Genomic DNA, 21,415 nt, shown 5'->3' with positions numbered 1-21,415 from the left:
CCATGAAAATTTCCCCCTGTAAAACAGGCGTGCTGGCATTTTGCCTGAGCGCGGTGGCATTCGGAATTCGTGCAGAGATTCTGCCAACGGCAGCGCCCACTATGGAGCTGGCAAGAGCGTTTTTCGATACCCAGGCGTTAAAAGAGAATGGCCTCGATCCGGCTATTGCTGACTATTATGCCGTCGCCCCGCGATTTATGCCGGGTTACCATAATGTCACCGTGCTTATTAACGGAAAAAAGCGCGGCATTATGCCCGTGAAATTTAATGATGAAGGTCTTCCGTGTATTGATGGGGAATTTCTGGACGCCGCCGGATTATATAAAAAACTCAAGCGTGAAACGTGCCCTTCAATTCACCAGTACTGGAAAAACGCAACGGTCGTCACTTCTCCAGACGTAGACGAAATTTCTCTGGTTGTTCCGCCGGAGGCCATTAACCCGGAAAGTGGCCGCCAGGTGGCTGACGTGCGTGGCGGACGCGCGGCTATGCTGAACTACTCCATGTTTGGCACCCATTACGACTTTGATGGTGATAAGTCCGATCGCTTTCAGTCTTCGTTTGAATTTGGCTTTAACGCAGGCGACTGGATTGTGCGCAGTTCGCAGTTTATCAGCGACGGCAGCGGCATGGCGTTCGAGAGCGAATCGCTCTACACCTACGCACAACGCACCTTTACCGACTACGGTGTGATGGTGCAGGGGGGGCAAATTAACATCGCCAACAGCCGCTTCAGTATCCCCGGCATCTATGGCGTACAGATGATGCCGGATAACGCTCTCCTGCCGGGCTACAGCAGCGGTATTGAGGTGAGTGGTATTGCCCGCAACGCCCAGGCGCGCGTGGACATTCGCCAGGGTGGACAGCTGATCTTCTCCACGCTGGTGCCAGCCGGGCCGTTCACCTTAAGCGATGTGCCGGTTGCTAACCTGAACACGGATTTAAAGGTCACGGTGACAGAAACCGACGGCAGCGAAAGCCATTTTACGGTTTCCGCCAGCACCTTCCGTAGCAACCACGTGGGCCGCGCGCCGGGGTTTTCACTGGCCGTCGGGCGTGCAGAGGACATGGAGACAAACTTTACGCAGCCGTGGATTGTCGCCGCATCAAACGGCTGGTCCATTAATAACCGGATGAACTTTCTCGCCGGCATGGTGATGGCAGATAACCACTATTACGGTTTCTCCGCCAACATTGACACCGTGCCGATGCAGCATATGTATGCCTCGCTGGGTTTTCTCGGCTCCATTGATAACCTCTCGCAAACCGACGGTAACAAAACCACGCTGGATCTCGGCTACGCCTTACCGTGGGGGCTCGGCCTGTCCCTTGGCGGGAGCTACGGTACGCCGAAGTATCGTGAAATGCAGGAGTTATACAGCGATGACGATGACTACTCGACCACGAAATACGACACCAACGTTGGCGTGAGCTGGTCGAACCCGACGCTGGGCCGTTTCTCTCTGAGCTATTACAACAACCAGACCTGGAACAGCGAATACGACAGCCGCCGCATCATTTCGTCATGGTCGCGGTCGTTCCGCTATTTTAACGTCAGCGTAAACTGGGAATCAGACATCAGCCACGGTGATAAGTACACCAGCGACAGCGATATGTTTTATGTGAACGTCTCTGTGCCGCTGGGCCGCACCGGCGTGTCCACCAACAGCTGGTACCGTGAAAACGAGGGTAAAGCCTCTTACGGGACCCGCGCCATGGGGTCATTTAACGATGAAAACACCTACACGGTGGGCGTCTCTCAGGATCACGATGACAGCGTAACCAACTGGGATGGTTCGCTGAACAGTAACCTGCACTACACCACGCTCGCGTTGGGGATTGGCGGTGACAATGAAAGTAACCGTAACTCCTCGATCGCACTGAGCGGCGGCATTGTCGCGCACGGTGATGGCGTCACCTTCTCACCTTATCCGGTAACAGATACCTATGCGGTAGTGGCGCTGGACAAGCCCGTTGCCGGGGTGGCGATAGGTACCCCGCGCGGTAACGTCTGGACGGACAAATGGGGCAGAGCGGTTGTGCCCGCCCTGACACCGTTCAGCGAAAGTACGATTGAAATAGATACCCAAAGCCTGCCGGGCAATGTTGACGTCAGCAACGGTCATGCGTCGCTGAAGGCCTCCCACGGAGCATTTGCTCACTGGAAGTTCACCACGCTGAGCCAGCGCCGCGTGCTGCTGAACATTACGCGCGCGGACGGCACGCCGTTACCGAAAGGCGTCTCTGTCGTGAACGGGAAAGGGGAATACATCACCTCTGCACCGGAAGACGGCATCATTTTCCTGAATGATATTTCCGCCAGCCAGACGCTGTATGCGAAGCAGGATACTGGCCGTTGCACGCTGAGTTTCACCTTGCCGGAAGCGGATCCCACTCAATTCTACGAGGAGATAAACGGAAAATGTCTCTGATTATTCGTCGCACGTGTTTACTGCTGCTGGCCTGCGTCGCCCTCAGCCATGCTCCCTTCGTCCTGGCAGAAGAAGAGTGTCAGGTGGTTTCGTCAGTAAAGAGTATCAATAATGGTCTGCTGCGTCGGGAGGCGATGCGCGAGGTCAGCACGGATATTGCCGGAAAAACGTACCGGGGTTATGCCTCGTCAGAACGTGAGATCCAGGTGTCGGTGATCTGCCCGGACGCGCGCAAGATCCGTCTGCAGGTGGACGGCCCGGCCCGTGGAAATAAAGCGTATCGCTTTAGCGACAACGGTGTGCTGAAAATCACGGCGAAAGAGGCCCGCATGGATAATGGTGCCGTGCAGTTGGCGGCCGTGCCGCGTGGCGCGGCGCAGGTCACCGCGGGTGCAGCGGAGGTTACGCTGCCACCGGATACGTCGCTTGTGGCGGTGAACGGCAGCGAGGTGGCGGGCAAACAGCTGGTTGTTACGCTCTCGGTGGTCACTTATCTGAACGATAACGCGTTCAGGACCGGCAACACGGCGGAACTCGAAGAAATGCTGACGGTGAATTACGTTACCCTCGCGGCGCAGTAAACGCCGCCTTGCCCGACGGACGCGTGCTGTCGGGCTTTTTTATGCCATGCCCGCCAGACGCAGCAGCGCCGTAACGACCGCCGCCGCCACGATCACCACAATTAACGGCATTTTTCGCCAGGCCAGAAACACCGCAAACGCCACGCCCAGCACCCGCGCCATCCCGGCGAAATGTTCCCCTTCATAGAAGGTGGTCGCCAGCGCCACGGAAAACAGCAACACCGTTGCCGCATCCGACAGCAGCGCCTGAGATCGCTCGGACAGCGCCAGTCGGCTACCCAGTTTCGCCCCGCCAAGACGCATCAGATAGGTCCCTGCTGACAGAATGGCGATACCGAGGATAAAGAGGGTCATGTTTTCCATTATTTTTTCCTCGCGGCGAGACCGAGTAAAGAGAGCAGTACCGGTAAGCCCACCGGAGCGAACGGTACGGCGGCCAGCGACAGGGCGGCGCCGCTGCAGGCGCGGATAAGCGTGGTGCGGTTTTTAAACGCCGGAACCACTAAGGCCAGCAAAATGGCCGGAAATACCGCGTCCAGCCCGATGGTTTCCGGGGCCGGCAACAGTTTTCCGACCATGGCACCCAGCAGGGTACCCAGCGGCCAGAGAATGGCAACGCCCAGGCCGCACAGCCAGTAGGCCGTTTTGCGCTGCTCCGGGGTTTTTTGCGACAGCCCAAACACCACGCTTTCGTCGTTCATGATGTGGCAGCCCAAAAAACTTAAACCGCGTTTACCCACCAGCTCGCGCACCGTAACGCCAAACGGCACATGGCGGGCGTTCACCAGCAGCCCGGCCGCGGCCGCCGCCAGTGGGTTACCCCCGCTCGCCACGATACCGATAAACATAAACTCCGAGGCCCCCGCCAGCACGGTAATAGACAGTACAAACGGTACCCATAGCGGGAAACCGTAGGCCATCGCCAGCGAGCCGTATGACATCCCCACCACGCCAACGGCGAGGCAAACGAGGATAATTGCTTTGATGGTGTCGCCTTTCAGGCAAGAGAGAGAACGTTTCATACAATTTTAGCCATATCGAACGTGTATCCATTATAATGAACGGATCAGATTCGGTTTACAAGATGAACGAATCGTTCGATTTATAGAACAAGAGGCCGTTTATGACGCAGCCAATCAGCGTGATCGCCAAAAGTCTGGTGCGAGAACGCCTGCGAACCGGACTTTCACTGGCGGAAATTGCCCGCCGTGCCGGTATCGCCAAATCCACACTTTCGCAGCTGGAGTCCGGCAATGGCAATCCCAGCCTTGAGACGCTGTGGTCGCTATGTGTGGCGCTGGATATTCCCTTTGCACGGTTGCTGGAGCCGCAGCAGCCGACCACGCAGGTGATCCGCCGCGGTGAAGGCACAAAAGTGGTCGCCGGGCAGGCCAATTACGAAGCCATTCTGCTGGCGGCATGCCCCCCGGGCGCACGGCGCGATGTCTACCTGCTCATCACCCAGCCAGGTGCCGATCGTATTTCCCAGCCCCATTCACCGGGGTCAGTTGAACATATTATTGTGACCCAGGGCCGGGCACTGGTCGGTCTGCTTGATGCCGCGGAGGTGCTGGAGGCAGGGGATTACATTTGCTATCCCGCCGACGAGCCGCATATCTTCAAGGCCCTGGAGCCAGACACCTACGCGCTACTGGTGGCGGAACAAAATTAACCAGGAAACGGAAACGCATGTCGCTTAAAGCTATCGCCAAAGAACTGGGGCTTTCGGTTACCACCGTCAGTCGTGCCCTCAACGGATATGACGACGTCTCCAGCGAGACGCGCGCCCGCGTGGAAGCGGAAGCCCAGCGACGCGGCTATCGTCCTAATACCTTTGCCCGTCGTCTGAAGATGGGCAAGATCGACGCGGTGGGGCTGGTTTTTCCGGTACATCCTGTTCCGCTCAATAACAGCGTATTTATGGACATGGTCGGCGAAATTAGCCACGAACTGGCGCGACATGAAATCGATCTCCTGCTGATTGCCGATGACGATCTGGCCGATAAACACAGCTATATGCGCATGGTGCAAAGCCGTCGCGTGGATGCGCTGATTGTGGCGCACACGCTGGATCACGATCCGCGCCTGGAGCAGCTTCAGGCTGCCGGGTTCCCCTTTCTGGCTCTCGGACGCAGTCAGCTGCCGCAGCCCTATGCATGGTTTGATTTCGACAACTACGCCGGTACGTATCAGGCCACCCGCTGGCTGATCGAAAAAGGCCATCAGCGCATTGCTTTGCTCGGCGAAAGTAACAACCAGGCGTTCATCACCCAGCGTCGCCAGGGGTATCTGGATGCGCTGCGTGAAGCCGGGCTGTCCAGCGAGTGGCTGCGCGCCATGCCGCCCTCCCGCCGGGTCGGCTACGCCACAACAAAAGAGCTGCTCTCTCTGCCGCAACCCCCCACGGCCATCATCACCGACTGCAACACCCACGGCGACGGCGCGGCAATGGCGCTGGCACAGCTTGGCCGTCTAACCGGCGAGAATGCCGTATCGCTGGTGGTCTACGACGGTTTGCCCCAGGACAGCATCGTCGATATCGACGTGGCGGCGGTGATCCAGTCTACCCGTCAGGGCGTCGGGAAGCAGATTGCCGATATGGTGCGCCAGTTGATTAATGGCGACGACATCGACACTCTTCAGGTGCTCTGGCAGCCGGAATTCTCCCCAGGCCAGACGGCGTAAACCACACAAAATTCCAAACCCGATCACAGATCCGAAACGTTTTGGTTTGTATCCGAAACGTTTCGGATCAACACTCAAGACATCCCGATGACTGGAGATGTCTGATGCAAGATTACGTTTTTCGACTCGTAAGCAACACGGTGGACGTGGTGATAAAAACGCACCCGTTTGCCGAAATTCTCTACTGGGGGCCGCACCTTCAGCACTTTTCGCCGCAGGATGCCTCTACGCTCGAACGCCCGGTGGCTAACGGCAGGCTCGACGTGGATTCCCCGGTTACGCTGATGGCTGAACCTGGACACGGCCTGTTTGGTTCACCCGGCATTGAGGGGCACCGGCAGGGGCTGGATGGTTCCCCGGTTTTCAGCACCACGGACGTGCAGCAGCAGGGACAAACCCTGACGATAACGGCAGAAGATGAACACGCGGGCCTGCGCCTGACCAGCGAGCTGGCGCTGGACGCCAGCGGCGTGCTGGTCGTGCGGCACGGCGTAACCAACCTGAAATCGCAGGCGTGGCAGGTGGACCGTTTTGCCGTCACGCTGCCCGTGGCGGAGCGCGCCCGGGAGGTGATGGCGTTTCATGGCCGCTGGATCCGTGAATTCCAGCCGCACCGCGTCATGCTGGAGCATGACAGCTTTGTGATTGAGAACCGCCGGGGTAGAACGTCTCACGAACACTTCCCGGCGCTCATTTCAGGCACGCCGTCGTTCAGCGAAATGCACGGCGATGTCTGGGGTGTGCATCTGGGCTGGAGCGGCAACCATCGCCTTCGCGCTGAAGCCAAAACCGATGGCCGTCGCTATCTGCAAGCGGAAGCGCTCTACCTGCCAGGGGAGATGACGCTGGAAGAGGGACAAACGCTCTGGACGCCACGCCTTTATGCGAGCTACTCCGCGCACGGGCTCAACGGCATGAGCCAGCAGTTTCACCGCTACCTGCGCGACAACATCATCCGTTTCCCGGAAAACAAACCGCGTCCGGTCCACCTCAACACCTGGGAGGGGATCTACTTCAACCATGATCCGAACTACATCATGCGTATGGCTGACGAGGCGGCCGCGCTGGGTGTGGAACGCTTTATCATCGACGACGGCTGGTTTAAAGGGCGCAATGACGACCATGCTGCGCTGGGCGACTGGTATCTGGATGAGAAAAAATACCCGAACGGCCTGCGGCCAGTGATCGACCATGTCAAAAACCTCGGGATGGAGTTCGGCATCTGGATTGAACCGGAGATGATCAACCCGGATTCCGATCTCTACCGCGCGCATCCTGACTGGGTTCTGGCGCTGCCGGGATACGCGCAGGCGACCGGACGACACCAGCTGGTGCTCAACCTGAACATTCCGCAAGCGTTTGATTACCTGGTGGAGCGCATGAGCTGGCTGCTGGGTGAGCATGCGGTTGATTATGTGAAATGGGATATGAACCGCGAGCTGGTGCAGCCTGGCCATAACGGCAGAGCCGCCGCCGACGCGCAGACCCGCCAGTTTTATCGACTTTTAGATGTGCTGGGCGAGCGTTTCCCGCATATTGAATTTGAATCCTGCTCCTCAGGTGGCGGACGAATCGATTACGAGGTGCTGACCCGCTGCCATCGCTTCTGGGCGTCCGACAACAACGACGCGCTGGAGCGCAACGCTATTCAGCGCGGCATGAGCTACTTTTTCCCGCCGGAGGTGATGGGCGCGCATATCGGTCATCATAAATGCCACGCGACGTTCCGCCAGCACAGCATTGCCTTCCGCGGCCTGACGGCGCTGTTTGGCCATATGGGGCTGGAGCTGGATCCGCTCACCGTCGATGAGAAAGAGCGCGAAGGCTATCGCCATTACGCTGCGCTGCACAAGCAGTGGCGCGAGGTGATCCACCACGGCACCCAGTGGCGCGTGGATATGCCGGACGCCACCACGCTGGCGCAGGGGATCGTGAGCGAAGACAAGTCGCAGGGACTGTTTATCGTCAGCCAGCTCGCGATGCCGGATTATACCCTGATGATGCCGCTGCGCATGCCGGGGCTGGAGGCCAGCGCGCAGTACCGTATCTCGCTGCTCGATCACCCGAATATTCAGATTACGGGAGAGGGCGGGCACACCATGCGCAAGCTGCCGGCATGGATGGAGACACCGCAAACGGTGAACGGTGAGTGGCTGATGCAGGCGGGTATTGCGCTGCCGATTCTCGATCCGGAAACCGCCATTCTGATTGGTGTGGAACGCGTGTAAGGGTGACGGGCCGGGAAACTGGCCCTCCGTTGAGGATAAAAATAATGAACACAACAACCTGTACCCACAAAGACAACCCTAACTTCTGGATCTTCGGGCTGTTCTTCTTTCTCTACTTCTTCATCATGGCCACCTGCTTTCCGTTCCTGCCTATCTGGCTGTCGGACATCATCGGCCTGAACAAAACCCATACCGGCATTGTTTTCTCCTGCATTTCGCTGTCGGCTATCGCCTTCCAGCCGGTGCTGGGGGTGATTTCGGACAAGCTGGGGCTGAAAAAGCATCTGCTGTGGATTATCTCTGTATTGCTGTTTCTGTTCGCGCCTTTCTTCCTGTACGTATTCGCGCCGCTGCTGAAAACCAACATCTGGCTGGGCGCACTGAGCGGCGGGCTGTATATCGGCTTTGTTTTCTCGGCCGGGTCCGGGGCGATTGAGGCCTATATCGAACGCGTGAGCCGCAACAGCGCCTTTGAATACGGCAAGGCGCGCATGTTCGGCTGCCTTGGCTGGGGGCTGTGCGCCTCAACGGGGGGCATCCTGTTTGGCATCGATCCGTCGTATGTTTTCTGGATGGGCTCGGCGGCGGCGCTGTTGCTGATGCTGCTGCTGGTGGTCGCAAAGCCGAAGCCCAATCAGACGGCACAGGTGATGAATGCCCTGGGGGCCAACCAGCCGCAGATCACCGCGAAAACGGTCTTTAACCTGTTCCGTCAGCGCAGAATGTGGATGTTTATTCTGTACGTGATTGGCGTGGCCTGCGTCTATGACGTTTTTGATCAGCAGTTCGCCACCTTCTTCAAAACCTTCTTCGCCACGCCGCAGGAGGGCACTCGCGCCTTTGGTTTCGCGACGACGGCGGGGGAGATCTGTAACGCCATCATTATGTTCTGCTCGCCGTGGATCATTAACCGTATTGGCGCGAAAAATACGCTGCTGATCGCCGGGTTGATTATGGCGACTCGCATCATCGGCTCGTCGTTTGCCACCACCGCCGTGGAGGTCATCGCCCTGAAAATGCTGCACGCGCTGGAAGTCCCGTTCCTGCTGGTGGGGGCATTCAAGTACATCACCGGCGTGTTTGATACGCGACTCTCGGCCACTATCTATCTGATTGGCTTTCAGTTTGCCAAACAATCAGCGGCCATTTTCCTCTCCGCCTTTGCCGGAAATATGTATGACCGGATCGGCTTCCAGGAGACGTATCTGATGCTGGGCTGCTTCGTGCTGGCGATTACGATGGTGTCGGCGTTTACGCTGAGCAGCAGGCAGGAGATAGCCGCTGCCGCGGGCGCGGCAGCGTTAACCAGTCAGTCCAGATAAAACACCTCTTCCAGCCCGGTACTCACCGGGCTGTTGTCCGGGTTCGACGGCATTACATCACGCATGTGTTTCCACCAGCGCTGGCAGACGTCGGTATTCGCGACCGCGTTCCAGCGCTCCTCCGATTCAATCTCTACGGTGGCAAACAGCAGGTTACGTTCCCGGTCGAGATAAATGGCGTAGTGGTGCGCGCCGTGGTCCTTCAGCACCGCTTCCAGTTCGGGCCAGATGGGGTTGTGGCGACGCGCGTACTCCTCGTGCGCATCCGGGTTTACCTGCATGACAAAGGCTTTGCGGATCATAATGCCTCCAGATACAGCTCGCGCACCTCGTCGCGGCTGGCGGTGCGCGGGTTGCATGGCGCGCACGGGTCGGCGAGGGCTTTATCCAGCCAGCCTTCGATATCGGCTTTGGTGACACCAAGCTGGCTGAAGCCGGACGGAATGCCGACGCGGGCGCTCAGGTCGCGAATCGCCTGAATCGCTGACAGACTGGCCGCTTCGTCGCTCATGCCGCGCGTGTCGACGCCCATCGCCTGCGCCACGCGAGCAAACCGTGCTACGGCGTTCGGGCGGTTAAAGTTTTCAACGATCGGCAGCAGGATGGCGTTACACACGCCGTGCGGCAGATTGTGCGTCGCGCCCGGCTGGTGCGCCAGGGCATGCACGAGGCCGAGGCCAGCACTGTTAAACGCCATGCCCGCCAGATACTGACCAAACGCCATCTGCTCGCGTGCTTCCAGGTTATGACCGTCGTCGACCGCTTTGGGCAGCCAGAGGTTAATCAGGCGAATTGCTTCCAGCGCGTTGGCATCGGTCAGCGGGTGCGCGCCAACGGACACGTAGGCTTCAATGGCGTGCGTTAACGCATCCATTCCCGTTGCGGCAGTGACGGACGCAGGAATATCCAGCATCACGCTGGCATCATCCACGGCGATATCCGGAATGATGTTCGGGTCGATGATCACCTCTTTCACCTGACGCGCGGAGTCAATAATCACCGCGTTGCTGGTCATCTCCGCCGCCGTGCCTGCGGTGGTGTTGATCGCCACCAGCGGCACGCCCGGGTTTTTCACCTTGCCGACGCCGGAATAATCGGTGGACGGACCCGGATTGGCGGTGAGGATTTTAATCGCTTTGGCGGTATCAATCGGGCTGCCGCCACCAAAGGCGATAAGATAATCACATTCCGCGTCCCGGTATGCTGCATAGCCTTTTTGCACCAGCGCCTCCGTCGGGTTGGGAAAGACCGCGTCAAACAGCTGATATGACATCTGGTGCGCATCCAGCGCGGTAAACAGACTGTCCAGCAGGCCCAGCTTCACCAGCTGGCCGTCAGTGACAATCAGCGCTTTGCCCCACCGTTTGTTCGCCACCAGCCTGACCATGTCGCCAATAGCGCCCGCGCCGTGCAGGCTGATTTTTGGCAGTGCCAACATAAAGCTCATGATAATTCTCCTTAACTATCGCCCGGACCGTCCGGTCAGCGAGGGTTTATGCATATATTTCCAGCGCTGAACGGAGCGGGGTTACGCCGAAGCGCTTGCCGAGCGCAATAAGTTCTTCGCGGGTAATGGTTTGCTTCATACCGCCCATGGAATAAACCTTTACCAGCACTTCAGCGGATTTCTCGGCGGTGTCGATCAGGCCGAAGGTTTCATCAAGCGTAGGGCCGCTGCCGAAGACGCCGTGGAACGGCCACAGCACCAGCGAATGTTTTTGCATATCTCTGGCGGTCGCCTGGCCGATTTCGTCGGTGCCCGGTACCATCCACGGCAGAATGCCGACCCCGTCCGGGAAGACCACCAGACACTCGGTGCTGCCTTCCCACAGCTTGCGGGTGATGAAGTCAGAGCTGTTTTCCAGCACGTAGGTCAGGGCGATCAGGTTGGTGGCGTGGCAGTGCATGATCACGCGGTCTTTGCCGTCAGTCGCCCTGATGCGCTCGCAGTGGGAGAGGAAGTGCGCCGGCAGTTCAGATGTGGGTACCGCCTCATCGGTCAGGCCCCACAGGATGTGGTAGCCCGCGCCGTCGCTGTCCACTTTCACCACGCCAAGGTTGGCCTCTGGATCGAGCTGGACGTTGCGAAAGAACTTGCCGGAACCGGTGACGATAAACGGCGTATTGGCGAGCAGCGGCATGGGCTGGCTCAGGGCAATATAGCGCGGCTTCTGGTGGAAATCGGCGGTGTAGGGTTCGATATCTGCGTCGTCCAGGCGCAGCGTCAGGTTGCCGCCGTTACGCTCGTCCCAGCCCTTCAGCCAGGCATCGGAGGTGGCTTTGATCATGCCCTGGACGAACCAGGAGGTGGTGATGGTCTGCATAGTTTTCTTTTCCAGTTATCGCGGTGAGGTTGAATCCCTCACCCTAACCCTCTCCCCAAAGGGGAGAGGGGATGGTTTGCTCCCTCTCCCCTTTGGGGAGAGGGCAGGGGGGAGGGGGCAGTTACCCGCGCTGACTCAATACGTCTTTCTCATACGCCCGCACGTTTTCCAGCCACTGGCTGCCTGCCGGCGTGTCGTTACGCTGGCAGTACATCTCCCACACGGCCTGCCACGGCAGGGATTTCTGCTCTTCCAGTAGCGCCAGGCGCGCGGTGTAGTCACCGTTTGCTTCCAGCTGTTTCAGCGCTGCGGTTGGCTCCAGCAGCGCGCGCAGCAGGGCTTTTTTCATATTGCGGGTGCCGATCACCCATGCCGCGATGCGGTTGATAGAGGCATCGAAGAAGTCGAGGCCAATGTGCACGCGGTCAAACAGGTCATGACGGATGATTTCGCTGGCAATCGCCTGGGTTTCGTCATCCAGCAGCACCACGTGGTCGCTGTCCCAGCGCACCGGACGGCTGACGTGCAGCAGCAGGCGCGGCACGAAGAGCATGGCGGCGGAGATTTTGTCGGAGATCACTTCTGTGGGGTGGAAGTGACCGGCGTCCAGGCACAACGCGGTCTGGCGGCTGGTGGCGTAACCCATGTAGAACTCGTTCGAGCCGACGGTGTAGCTCTCCGCGCCAATGCCGAACAGCTTGCTCTCCACCGCGTCGATGTGGTGCGCCGGGTTGAGTTTTTCGCTGATGGCCTCATCCAGCGCGGCCAGCAGGCGCTGACGCGGGGCGAGACGGTCGACGGTGATGTCTTTCATGCCGTCCGGGATCCAGATGTTCATCACCGACGGCGTGCCAAGCTGCTCGCCAAACCAGGCCGAGACGCGCCGGCAGGCTTTAACGTGGTCGATCCAGAACTGACGGATGTCGTCGTTGGCATGCGCAAGGGTAAACCCGTCCGCACTCAGCGGGTGCGAGAAGCAGGACGGGTTAAAATCCAGACCCAGTTTGTTGGCTTTGGCCCATTCCACCCAGTTTTTAAAGTGCTCCGGTTTGATTGCGTTACGCGCCACCGGCTCGTCGGACTCCAGATAGATCGCGTGCAGGTTCAGGCGTTTTGGCCCCGGGATCAGGCTCAGCGCCAGTTCCAGATCCGCACGCAGTTCGGTGGCGTTGCGCGCTTTGCCCGGGTAGTTACCCGTCGCCTGAATGCCACCCGTCAGAGAACCGCCCGGGTTCTCGAAGCCGGCGACGTCATCGCCCTGCCAGCAGTGCATGGAGACAGGCAGACGGTCGAGCTGGCGCAGCGCCGCGTCGACATCCACGCCGACGGCGGCGAAACGCTGTTTAGCCAGGTCCCAGGCTTGTTCAAGTTGAGTGGTCATGCGCAAAGCTCCTTAGTCAGTCGTTTTTGCTGAAACTGCGCCCGGTAGCGGGCAATTTCATGGCAGGGATTAGGGGTGAAGGTGGTCAGGCGGGTATTCGCGGTGACCACCGAACGGAATTCGTCGACGTCTGAAAGTTCGTCCAGAGTCATCAGTTGAATACCGATGTTGCCGAGCGTTGAGGCCTCCACCGGACCCGCCACCACGGTGATGCCGCAGGCATCGGCGCAGAGCTGGTTCAGCAGATGGTTCTGGCAGCCGCCGCCCACGATATGCAGCTGGCTGAACGGTTTGCCGCGAAGGCTCGCCAGCTCGCTCAGAACATCCGCGTAGAGCAGGGCCAGGCTGTCAAAAATGCAGCGCGCCAGCTCGGCAGGACGGGAAGGCACCGGCTGACCGGCTTCGAAACAGGCGGCCTGGATTTCGGCGCTCATATGCACCGGGTTAATAAAGCGGTCGTCGTTCGGGTTGATCAGGAACGTACAGGCCTTCAGCTTTTCGGTCTCTGCGATAAGCGCAGGCAGGTCGGCAATGTGCTGCTCTTTCAGCATCCTCTGGAGCAGCCAGAGCCCCATGATGTTCTTCAGCACGCGGTAGCGGCCTTCGGCACCGCCTTCGTTAGTGATGTTTGCTGCCATCGCGGCGTCGCTGGTGTACGGCGTTTTGCTCTCAAAGCCCATCAGCGACCAGGTGCCGGAAGAGAGATAGGCCGCGTTTTTACCGGCCAACGGAGATGCAATCACCGCGCTGGCGGTGTCGTGACTGGCGACGGCGACCACCGGGATTTCATTCCCCTGCGGGCAAATCCAGTAACCGATTACGTTACCCGGATGGGTCGGCGTGCCGAACCAGGAAGGCGAAGCGCCGGTCCAGGCCAGCAGGGTTTCATCCCAGCTGTCGGTGTTGATGTTGACCAGCTGCGTGGTGGTGGCGTTGGTGTATTCCCAGTTCATGTTGCCGGTCAGCCGGTAGCTTAAGTAGTCCGGGATCAGCAGCGCATGCGCCACCTTTTTGACCAGCTCCGGCTGCTGCTCAACCAGCGCGCGCAGCTGATACAGCGTGTTAAAGGGCAGAAACTGAATGCCGCTGCGGCCATAGATGTTGTCCTTGCCAAGCTGCGCGATGGCCTGTGCCATCAGCCCGTCGGTGCGGCTGTCGCGATACGAGACGGGCAGGCCGACGCGGTCGCCGTGGCTGTCGAGCAAAACGTAGTCCACGCCCCAGGTATCAATGCCGATGCTGTCGATGCGTATGCCGTCATTGCAGACGTTGTTCAGCCCGGTGCGGATCTCCGCTTCCAGGGCATCAATATCCCAGGTATCAAAACCGTCCTGTTTTTGCAGGCAGTTGGCGAAACGGTGCATTTCGCGAAGCGTAAGTGTGCGCTTGCCGCAGTCCCAGGTGGCGAGCATTACGCGGCCGCTGGATGCGCCTAAATCGACAGCCACACAATGGCGAAAAGTCATGGTCAGGTCCCTTCTTAAGTCATTGGTGTTGAGTGTAAAAAAGGGAAGAAAAGACCACCTTCTCGTCACTGACAGCCCGAATCTCGCGCTGGCAAGAAAGCAAAGATGAACGTGAGGGAGTTCACAATTTCCAGTCAGGGCGGGGTTTTCGGGCAATGTGACGTTGACCGCATTTCCCGATTTTTCCGTCTGTTTCTTGAAAAATGGACAGCTTTTGCGACGTTTGCTGTCAAAAATTTAAGGTGGGTGTGGAAGGCCTTAATTACTATTTTGAGAACTTTTCTCATTGGTGGGGGCCGTTATGACCGTACTGCACAGCGTCGATTTTTTCCCGTCGGGAACGTCTCCGGTCGCGATTGAGCCACGGCTCCCGCAGGCTGCGTTTCCTGAACATCATCATGATTTTCATGAAATTGTGATTGTCGAGCATGGGACAGGCATTCACGTCTTTAACGGCCAGCCGTACACCATCAGCGGCGGTATGGTGTGCTTCGTGCGCGATCACGACAGGCATTTGTATGAACATACCGACAATCTGTGTCTGACCAACGTGCTCTATCGTTCGCCGGACGCGTTCCAGTTTCTGTCGGGGTTGAACAAGCTCCTGCCTCAGGAGCAGGATGGGCACTACCCGTCTCACTGGCGGGTGAATCAGTCCACGTTGCAGCAGGTGCGCCAGCTGGTGAATCAACTGGAGCAGAGCGAGGACGGGCAGGAGACCCATGCCATTGCCACCCGCGAGCTGCTGTTTATGCAGCTGCTGGTGCTGCTGCGTCGCAGCTCTCTGGTGGAAGGGCTGGCTAATAACGACGCGCGGCTGAACCAGCTGATGGCCTGGCTGGAGGACCATTTCGCCGAGGACGTGTGCTGGGAAGCGCTGGCGGATGATTTTTCGCTGTCGTTACGCACGCTCCATCGTCAGCTCAAGCAACACACCGGGCTGACGCCCCAGCGCTACCTCAATCGCCTGCGCCTGATTAAGGCGCGTCATCTTTTACGTCACACCGATGAAAGCGTCACGGATATCGCCTATCGCTGCGGTTTCGGCGACAGTAATCACTTTTCGACCCTTTTTCGCCGCGAGTTTAGCTGGTCGCCGCGCGATATCCGTCAGGGGAAGGATGCTTCACTCCAGTAACGCGAAGGCAATCACCGTTTTATTGCCGCAAAAAGGCTAATAATGTCCGGTTATTCACCGTAGAGGTTGTGGTGTGGCCGCTCAGTTAATTCTTCGCAAAGATGATTTTTTTGCCTCCGCGAGTCAGGCCGTCGCGGTGGCCGACCGCTACCCGCAAAATGTCTTTGCCGAGCATACCCACGAATTTTGTGAGCTGGTGCTGGTGTGGCGCGGCAACGGCTTACACATCCTCAATGACAGGCCCTACCGCATTACGCGTGGCGATCTGTTTTACATTCGCGCCGAAGACAAACACGCCTACGCCTCGGTTAACGATCTGGTGTTGCAGAACGTGATCTACTGCCCGGACAGGCTCAAACTGAACGTCGACTGGGCGGCCCATATCCCCGGTTTTCTCAATGCCAGAGGCGAACCCCACTGGCGCTTGAGCAGCAGCGGCATGGCACAGGTGCGCCAGACGATCTCCCAGCTGGAGCAGGAGAGCCAGAAGCACGATCCGGTGGCAAACCCGATGGCGGAACTGCTGTTCGCCCAGCTGGTCATGACCCTCAAACGCCATCGTTACGCTACCGATAACCCCTCCGCGACCGTTCAGGAAGCGCTGCTGGACAAGCTGATCGCCCGGCTTGCGGGCAGCCTGAACAAAAGTTTTGTGCTGGAAAAATTCTGCGAGCAGGAGCAGTGCAGCGAGCGCGCGCTGCGCCAGCAGTTCCGCACCCAGACGGGGATGACGGTGAACCACTACCTGCGCCAGTTGCGCATCTGCCACGCCCAGTATCTGTTGCAGCATACGGAGCTGATGGTCAGTGAGGTGGCGATGCGCTGCGGGTTTGAGGACAGTAATTACTTTTCGGTGGTGTTTAACCGCGAGGTGGGGATGACGCCGGTTCAGTGGCGTCATCGCAGTCGAAAGGCAGCGTAATCAGTTCGCCATGCCGAGGCCGACAATGTTAGCGGCAATGATGATCACCACGCAGCCCAGGCTCAGGACGCCCACCGGACGACGCCCGGCGTTATTCCACTCCTTCAGTACCAGCCCAACCAGTCCGCCACACAGTACGTAGAAGCTCATGTGCAGCATCCAGCTTATGTAGTCGTACTGCGGTGGAATGCTGGCGTGACCCCAGGCGTAGAAAAAGAACTGCAGATACCACATGAGGCCACCCAGCATCGACAGCAGCACATTGGTGAGGATTAAGGATTTTGCCAGTGAGAAATCGGCTTTTACCGACAGTTCCTTCACTTTTGCCAGACGAATGAAGCAGAAGCCGAGGTTTACCAGCGCGCCGCCGCCCATGATCACCACGTAGCTTGGCAGCGCCACGTACAGCGGGTCGACGCCCAGCGCGGCGGCCGCTTCGTGCATAGGTTTTGCGGCGTTCATGGCGAACGACATGCCCGCCGAGAAGATGCCACACATCACTGCCAGCAGCAGCCCTTTCTTCAGGTTAAAGTCCTCGGCTTTTATGCCCATCTTGCGCTCTTTCAGCTGACCCGCACGGGTGACGATACCCACGCCGATCACCGCGACAAGCACGCCCAACAGCGTCATCTGCCCGCCTTTGGTGTTGAGCAACACATCGACATTGCCGTTAAGAATGGGCGTCATCAGCGTGCCGACGATCAGGGTAATGCCAATTGCGATGCCGATACCCATCGACATCCCGAGGTAGCGCATGGTCAGGCCATAGTTGATGTTGCCGATGCCCCACATCGCACCGAACAGAAACACCGGCAGCAGGGTGGAGGCACTGAAGGAGGTGAAGTAGCCCCAGAAATCCGGGAGCAGCATGGCGCTAATGGTCCAGGGCAAAATCAGCCAGGAGACGGTACCGCCAACCGACCACATGGTTTCCCACGACCACCCTTTCACCTTTTTGAACGGGGCATAGAAACAGGCTGCACTGGCTGCGCCTATCAAATGCCAGAAGATACCCATCGTAATCGCATGATTCATTTTTACGTCCTCATCGTTTTTATAGCCGGTGGCTTCCCCCCGACTTGATGAGTGTAAAAATTAGGCGGTTCAGGAACCTTCAGAAGGTTGCCGCACTTTGGTTCTGGATGGCAATCAGCACGTTAACCGGGTGAGCAGACTCACAATTTTGTCATTTGGCAAAACCCAAATAACCTTATAAAAACTACGGCATTGATAATCATTTTCAATATCATTTAATTAACTATAATGAACCAACTGCTTACGCGGCATTAACAGCTGTGCCGCCCGACACTAATGGAGAGGATTATGAGTTATACACTGCCATCCCTGCCGTATGCCTATGACGCACTGGAACCGCATTTCGACAAGCAGACGATGGAAATCCATCACACTAAACACCACCAGACCTATGTGAACAACGCGAATGCTGCGCTGGAAAGCCTGCCAGAGTTCGCTAACCTGCCTGTTGAAGAGCTGATCACCAAACTGGACCAGCTGCCAGCGGACAAGAAAACCGTACTGCGTAACAACGCGGGCGGCCACGCAAACCACAGCCTGTTCTGGAAAGGCCTGAAAACCGGTACCACCCTGCAGGGCGACCTGAAAGCGGCTATCGAGCGCGACTTCGGTTCTGTTGATAACTTCAAAGCGGAATTCGAAAAAGCGGCTGCAACCCGTTTCGGCTCCGGCTGGGCGTGGCTGGTTCTGAAAGGTGACAAACTGGCGGTCGTTTCTACCGCAAACCAGGACTCCCCGCTGATGGGTGAAGCGATCTCTGGCGCATCTGGTTTCCCAATTCTGGGTCTGGACGTGTGGGAACACGCTTACTACCTGAAGTTCCAGAACCGTCGCCCGGACTACATCAAAGCCTTCTGGGATGTGGTGAACTGGGACGAAGCTGCAGCGCGTTTCGCCGCGAAAAAATAAGGTTGCATTGACGCCTGTGAGAAGCGAGTCTGTTGACTCGCTTTTTTTGTATCTGAAGGAGTAGAGATGCATTACCCGGTGAATGTGTTTACAGGCAAGGTAAGGGAATACGACGGCAGCCGCCCGAGCGCCATCGCCAAAGTGCAGGTCGACGGAGAGCTGACGTTAACCGAGCTCGGGCTTGCGGGCGACGAGCAGGCCGAGAAGAAAATCCACGGCGGTCCCGAACGCGCGTTGTGCCACTATCCGCGCGAGCATTATCAATACTGGATAACCGAATTCCCTGAACAGGCGGACCTGTTCGTCGCCCCCGCGTTCGGTGAGAATCTCTCCACCGAAGGGCTGACGGAGAAGAACGTCTTTATCGGTGATATTTTCCGCTGGGGTGATGCCCTGATTCAGGTAACGCAACCGCGCTCGCCATGCTTCAAGCTTAACTTCCATTTCGGCATTAACGACATGTCCGCACGATTGCAGAGCGCGGGTAAAACCGGCTGGTTGTACCGGGTGGTGCTGGCGGGGCAGGTATCAGCGGATGCACCGCTTGAGCTGGCGTCGCGCCTGAGCGATGTCTCCGTGTATGAGGCCTGCGCGATTGCCTGGCATATGCCATTCGACGACGAGCAGTATCACCGCCTGCTGTCGGCGGCGGGGTTATCGACCAGCTGGACCAGAACGATGCAGAAGCGGCGTAATAGCGGGAAGATCGAGAGTAGTTCGCGGAGATTGTGGGGAAAATAGTCCCCGTAGAGAGTAGGCCGGGTAAGGCGAAGCCGCCACCCGGCATTTTTGCCTCTGCGCCTGTTATTGCCCGGTGGCGCTGCGCTTACCGGGCCTACAATACAGTGCCAGAGGGAAACTACGAACGCTTATACAACGGCAGCCACAGCGTTAACCGCAGCCCGCCCAACGGACTGTCGTCGGCTTTCACCCAGCCGCGATGCTGCTGCATAGCGGTTTCAACAATCGCCAGACCCAGCCCGGTACCGCCAGATTCACGGTCCCGCGCCTCGTCGGTGCGGTAGAACGGACGGAAAATCTGCTCGCGATCTTCCGGGCTTACGCCAGGACCATCGTCATCCACAATGATGGTGATACCGTCTTTATCCACCGAGAAGGCCACCTCAATCTTCGTATGCGAGTAGCGCAGGGCGTTACGCACGATATTCTCCAGCGCGCTCTCCAGCGTGTTGGGGTTACCGTACAGCGGCCATGGCCCCGGCGGGAAGTTGACGGTGAACGATTTACCCATCTGTTCCGCTTCGAACGCCGCGTTGTCTAACACTTCATGCCACAGCTGATTGGCTTTCACCGTTTCGCTCACCAGCGCGTTTTTCTGCTGATTGCGCGACATCACCAGCAGATCGTTGATCATGCTGTCCAGACGCTGGGCTTCGGTTTCGATACGTTCCAGCTCTTTGCTCTCACCGCTGCGGCGACGCAGCAGCGCTGTGCCCAGCTGGAGTCGCGTGAGCGGCGTACGCAGTTCGTGCGAGATATCCGACAGCAGCCGCTGCTGCGTGGTCATCATGCGTTCAAGAGCGGTGATCATCTGGTTAAAACTGGCCCCGGCGGCAAGAAACTCCTGCGGTCCGGCTTCCAGCTCAGGGTGCTGTCGCAGGTTACCCTGCGCCACTTCGTCGGCGGCGTTTTTCAGCTTACGCGCCGGTTTCGCCAGACTCCACGCCAGCCATAACAGCAGCGGGGAACTGACCAGCATCGTCACAATCAGCAGCAGAAGCGGACGGTCAAACAGCAGGTTGATAAAATCGGACTGGGAATTGCTCGCCGGGCGAATCAAATAAAGCTGGTAGTTATCTTCCCCATCCCTGACTGAGAAAGGGCCCACCATCTCAACCCGACCATATTTTTTCTTCTGCGGATGATCGGCGTTATCCGCCTGGCCAATAAAGTTGCGGATGATCTGCATTTCATTGCGATCCGCGCCAATCACGCGGCCTTCGCTGGTCACCAGCAGCAGGCGTTGTCCGGGAGGTGCCCATTTGTCGATAGCGCGAAACAGCCTGCGCCACCACATCAAATCGTTTGGCGGATCGTTTGCCAGCTCGGCTTCTACGTGCTGCTCGATCATCACGCCCTGACGTTGCTCGCTGTCGAGAAGCTCCGTCATCTGGCGTGAGTCGAGTTTTGGCAACATCAAAACCAGCATTAAAACCAGTGCCAGCGTCAGCCAGAAGATGGCGAAGATGCGGGCGGTTAAGCTTCCTATCATGAAGCGGAAACCATCAGATAGCCGCGACCACGCAGGGTTTTAAACCACGGATGACCGTCTTTACGCTCCGGCAGTTTGCGGCGCAGGTTCGAGATATGCATATCGATGGCGCGGTCAAACGGCGTGAGGCGTTTACCCAGCACTTCCTGGCTTAAATGTTCACGCGATACCACCTGGCCGAGGTGCTGCGCCAGCAGATACAGCAGCGTGAACTCGGTACCGGTCAGCTCCAGCGTTTCACCGTCAAAGCTCGCTTCCTGACGACCCGGATTGAGGCTCAGGGAGTCCACTTCCAGCGTCGGTGAACTGTTGTCAGTATTCTGCTGCTGTTCGCTCCAGTGGGAACGACGCAGGATAGCGCGAATACGGGCAACCAGTTCGCGGTCGTTGAACGGCTTCGGTAGATAGTCATCCGCACCCAGCTCAAGGCCGAGTACACGGTCTAGTTCGCTGCCGCGTGCGGTCAGCATGATAACGGGGGTCTGGTGTGTCTGGCGAAGCTCTTTCAGCGTATCAATGCCGTTTTTCTTCGGCATCATGACGTCGAGCAAAAGTAGATCGATGCTGTCGTCAAGGAGACTCAGCGCCTGCTCGCCATCATGGGCGACCAGAACGTTGAAACCTTCCATGTCGAGCAACTCCTTTAAAAGAGATGTGAGCTCTCGGTCATCATCAACTAACAGGATTTTATTCATTGTTTAAATACCTCCGAGGCAGAAATTACGACATCAAGGCTATCTAATCCATGACTTTACGTTG

The 21,415-nt window shown here is 58.0% G+C and carries 20 protein-coding genes; 10 read left to right on the top strand and 10 right to left on the bottom strand.

Features of this window, described 5'->3' with window-relative positions:
• The first annotated feature begins 2 nt into the window (after window positions 1–2).
• Window positions 3–2,432 (top strand): fimbrial biogenesis outer membrane usher protein, encoded by a 2,430-nt coding sequence (locus AC2FAK_RS19665; RefSeq protein WP_095455574.1) that lies wholly within the window; start codon window positions 3–5, stop codon window positions 2,430–2,432.
• Window positions 2,423–3,013: a DUF1120 domain-containing protein gene (locus AC2FAK_RS19660; protein ID WP_058682055.1), complete on the top strand. Its 591-nt coding sequence runs from the start codon at window positions 2,423–2,425 to the stop codon at window positions 3,011–3,013. The genes AC2FAK_RS19665 and AC2FAK_RS19660 overlap by 10 nt, the downstream gene beginning before the upstream one ends.
• Window positions 3,014–3,052: 39 nt before the next feature.
• Here the strand turns inward: AC2FAK_RS19660 and AC2FAK_RS19655 are convergent, their stop codons facing one another.
• Window positions 3,053–3,376, bottom strand: coding sequence for an AzlD domain-containing protein (locus AC2FAK_RS19655; RefSeq protein WP_020686891.1), 324 nt, complete (start codon window positions 3,374–3,376; stop codon window positions 3,053–3,055).
• Window positions 3,376–4,035, bottom strand: coding sequence for an AzlC family ABC transporter permease (locus AC2FAK_RS19650; RefSeq protein ID WP_013099346.1), 660 nt, complete (start codon window positions 4,033–4,035; stop codon window positions 3,376–3,378). Before AC2FAK_RS19650 ends, AC2FAK_RS19655 begins: the two co-directional genes overlap by 1 nt.
• A 101-nt stretch (window positions 4,036–4,136) precedes the next feature.
• On the opposite strand from AC2FAK_RS19650, the gene AC2FAK_RS19645 reads away from it, so the two are divergent.
• The 4 genes from AC2FAK_RS19645 (at window position 4,137) to AC2FAK_RS19630 (ending at window position 9,248) form a co-directional block, all read left to right on the top strand.
• Window positions 4,137–4,685: a helix-turn-helix domain-containing protein gene (locus AC2FAK_RS19645; RefSeq protein ID WP_013099345.1), complete on the top strand. Its 549-nt coding sequence runs from the start codon at window positions 4,137–4,139 to the stop codon at window positions 4,683–4,685.
• The gene (locus tag AC2FAK_RS19640) at window positions 4,604–5,698 is read left to right on the top strand and encodes a LacI family DNA-binding transcriptional regulator (RefSeq protein WP_257625402.1); all 1,095 of its coding nucleotides are present in this window, start codon (window positions 4,604–4,606) and stop codon (window positions 5,696–5,698) included. The genes AC2FAK_RS19645 and AC2FAK_RS19640 overlap by 82 nt, the downstream gene beginning before the upstream one ends.
• A gap of 104 nt (window positions 5,699–5,802) precedes the next feature.
• Window positions 5,803–7,926, top strand: coding sequence for an alpha-galactosidase (locus AC2FAK_RS19635; RefSeq protein ID WP_095455573.1), 2,124 nt, complete (start codon window positions 5,803–5,805; stop codon window positions 7,924–7,926).
• A 44-nt stretch (window positions 7,927–7,970) separates the two neighbouring features.
• Window positions 7,971–9,248 carry an MFS transporter gene (locus AC2FAK_RS19630; RefSeq protein ID WP_020686894.1) on the top strand — a complete coding sequence of 426 codons (1,278 nt, stop codon included), beginning with the start codon at window positions 7,971–7,973 and terminating at the stop codon, window positions 9,246–9,248.
• Here the strand turns inward: AC2FAK_RS19630 and rhaM are convergent.
• From rhaM to rhaB, 5 genes are all read right to left on the bottom strand, one after another.
• Window positions 9,236–9,550, bottom strand: a complete 315-nt coding sequence (gene rhaM, locus AC2FAK_RS19625) for an L-rhamnose mutarotase (RefSeq protein WP_013099341.1) — start codon at window positions 9,548–9,550, stop codon at window positions 9,236–9,238. The genes AC2FAK_RS19630 and rhaM overlap by 13 nt on opposite strands.
• The gene (fucO, locus tag AC2FAK_RS19620) at window positions 9,547–10,695 is read right to left on the bottom strand and encodes a lactaldehyde reductase (RefSeq protein ID WP_095455572.1); all 1,149 of its coding nucleotides are present in this window, start codon (window positions 10,693–10,695) and stop codon (window positions 9,547–9,549) included. The genes rhaM and fucO overlap by 4 nt, the downstream gene beginning before the upstream one ends.
• Before the next feature lie 46 nt (window positions 10,696–10,741).
• Window positions 10,742–11,572, bottom strand: coding sequence for a rhamnulose-1-phosphate aldolase (gene rhaD / locus AC2FAK_RS19615; RefSeq protein ID WP_023620510.1), 831 nt, complete (start codon window positions 11,570–11,572; stop codon window positions 10,742–10,744).
• 121 nt (window positions 11,573–11,693) lie between these two features.
• Complete coding sequence (rhaA, locus tag AC2FAK_RS19610) at window positions 11,694–12,953, bottom strand: L-rhamnose isomerase (RefSeq protein ID WP_020686898.1); 1,260 nt, start codon at window positions 12,951–12,953, stop codon at window positions 11,694–11,696.
• On the bottom strand, window positions 12,950–14,419 hold the full coding sequence (rhaB, locus tag AC2FAK_RS19605) for a rhamnulokinase (RefSeq protein WP_095455571.1): 1,470 nt from the start codon (window positions 14,417–14,419) through the stop codon (window positions 12,950–12,952). Before rhaB ends, rhaA begins: the two co-directional genes overlap by 4 nt.
• 301 nt (window positions 14,420–14,720) lie before the next feature.
• Between rhaB and rhaS the strand changes: the two genes are divergently transcribed.
• Both rhaS and rhaR read left to right on the top strand, forming a co-directional pair.
• On the top strand, window positions 14,721–15,557 hold the full coding sequence (rhaS, locus tag AC2FAK_RS19600) for an HTH-type transcriptional activator RhaS (RefSeq protein WP_095455569.1): 837 nt from the start codon (window positions 14,721–14,723) through the stop codon (window positions 15,555–15,557).
• Window positions 15,558–15,630: 73 nt separating this feature from the next.
• On the top strand, window positions 15,631–16,479 hold the full coding sequence (rhaR, locus tag AC2FAK_RS19595; protein ID WP_013099334.1) for an HTH-type transcriptional activator RhaR: 849 nt from the start codon (window positions 15,631–15,633) through the stop codon (window positions 16,477–16,479).
• Here the strand turns inward: rhaR and rhaT are convergent, their stop codons facing one another.
• Window positions 16,480–17,514, bottom strand: coding sequence for an L-rhamnose/proton symporter RhaT (gene rhaT / locus AC2FAK_RS19590; RefSeq protein ID WP_061772737.1), 1,035 nt, complete (start codon window positions 17,512–17,514; stop codon window positions 16,480–16,482).
• Window positions 17,515–17,802: 288 nt separating this feature from the next.
• On the opposite strand from rhaT, the gene sodA reads away from it, so the two are divergent.
• The gene (sodA, locus tag AC2FAK_RS19585) at window positions 17,803–18,423 is read left to right on the top strand and encodes a superoxide dismutase [Mn] (protein ID WP_003861999.1); all 621 of its coding nucleotides are present in this window, start codon (window positions 17,803–17,805) and stop codon (window positions 18,421–18,423) included.
• Window positions 18,424–18,489: 66 nt separating this feature from the next.
• Window positions 18,490–19,164 carry a 6-hydroxyaminopurine reductase gene (yiiM, locus tag AC2FAK_RS19580; RefSeq protein ID WP_095455568.1) on the top strand — a complete coding sequence of 225 codons (675 nt, stop codon included), beginning with the start codon at window positions 18,490–18,492 and terminating at the stop codon, window positions 19,162–19,164.
• Between the two features lie 118 nt (window positions 19,165–19,282).
• Here yiiM and cpxA read toward each other — a convergent pair whose 3' ends face one another.
• Both cpxA and cpxR read right to left on the bottom strand, forming a co-directional pair.
• Window positions 19,283–20,656 (bottom strand): envelope stress sensor histidine kinase CpxA, encoded by a 1,374-nt coding sequence (gene cpxA, locus AC2FAK_RS19575; RefSeq protein WP_047023906.1) that lies wholly within the window; start codon window positions 20,654–20,656, stop codon window positions 19,283–19,285.
• Window positions 20,653–21,351, bottom strand: coding sequence for an envelope stress response regulator transcription factor CpxR (cpxR, locus tag AC2FAK_RS19570; RefSeq protein WP_003862004.1), 699 nt, complete (start codon window positions 21,349–21,351; stop codon window positions 20,653–20,655). Before cpxR ends, cpxA begins: the two co-directional genes overlap by 4 nt.
• Window positions 21,352–21,415: the final 64 nt, after the last annotated feature.

Source organism: Enterobacter cloacae complex sp. 394F7 (assembly GCF_057320385.1).
This window is presented reverse-complemented; position numbering and strand designations above follow the sequence as displayed.

Excerpts from the sequence above, each read along its gene's own strand:
- AC2FAK_RS19665 (WP_095455574.1), top strand. The coding sequence starts at position 3 with ATGAAAATTTCCCCCTGTAAAACAGGCGTGCTGGCATTTTGCCTGAGC.
- AC2FAK_RS19660 (WP_058682055.1), top strand. The coding sequence starts at position 2,423 with ATGTCTCTGATTATTCGTCGCACGTGTTTACTGCTGCTGGCCTGCGTC.
- AC2FAK_RS19655 (WP_020686891.1), bottom strand. The coding sequence starts at position 3,376 with ATGGAAAACATGACCCTCTTTATCCTCGGTATCGCCATTCTGTCAGCA.
- AC2FAK_RS19650 (WP_013099346.1), bottom strand. The coding sequence starts at position 4,035 with ATGAAACGTTCTCTCTCTTGCCTGAAAGGCGACACCATCAAAGCAATT.
- AC2FAK_RS19645 (WP_013099345.1), top strand. The coding sequence starts at position 4,137 with ATGACGCAGCCAATCAGCGTGATCGCCAAAAGTCTGGTGCGAGAACGC.
- AC2FAK_RS19635 (WP_095455573.1), top strand. The coding sequence starts at position 5,803 with ATGCAAGATTACGTTTTTCGACTCGTAAGCAACACGGTGGACGTGGTG.
- AC2FAK_RS19630 (WP_020686894.1), top strand. The coding sequence starts at position 7,971 with ATGAACACAACAACCTGTACCCACAAAGACAACCCTAACTTCTGGATC.
- rhaM (WP_013099341.1), bottom strand. The coding sequence starts at position 9,550 with ATGATCCGCAAAGCCTTTGTCATGCAGGTAAACCCGGATGCGCACGAG.
- fucO (WP_095455572.1), bottom strand. The coding sequence starts at position 10,695 with ATGAGCTTTATGTTGGCACTGCCAAAAATCAGCCTGCACGGCGCGGGC.
- rhaD (WP_023620510.1), bottom strand. The coding sequence starts at position 11,572 with ATGCAGACCATCACCACCTCCTGGTTCGTCCAGGGCATGATCAAAGCC.
- rhaA (WP_020686898.1), bottom strand. The coding sequence starts at position 12,953 with ATGACCACTCAACTTGAACAAGCCTGGGACCTGGCTAAACAGCGTTTC.
- rhaB (WP_095455571.1), bottom strand. The coding sequence starts at position 14,419 with ATGACTTTTCGCCATTGTGTGGCTGTCGATTTAGGCGCATCCAGCGGC.
- rhaS (WP_095455569.1), top strand. The coding sequence starts at position 14,721 with ATGACCGTACTGCACAGCGTCGATTTTTTCCCGTCGGGAACGTCTCCG.
- rhaT (WP_061772737.1), bottom strand. The coding sequence starts at position 17,514 with ATGAATCATGCGATTACGATGGGTATCTTCTGGCATTTGATAGGCGCA.
- sodA (WP_003861999.1), top strand. The coding sequence starts at position 17,803 with ATGAGTTATACACTGCCATCCCTGCCGTATGCCTATGACGCACTGGAA.
- yiiM (WP_095455568.1), top strand. The coding sequence starts at position 18,490 with ATGCATTACCCGGTGAATGTGTTTACAGGCAAGGTAAGGGAATACGAC.
- cpxA (WP_047023906.1), bottom strand. The coding sequence starts at position 20,656 with ATGATAGGAAGCTTAACCGCCCGCATCTTCGCCATCTTCTGGCTGACG.
- cpxR (WP_003862004.1), bottom strand. The coding sequence starts at position 21,351 with ATGAATAAAATCCTGTTAGTTGATGATGACCGAGAGCTCACATCTCTT.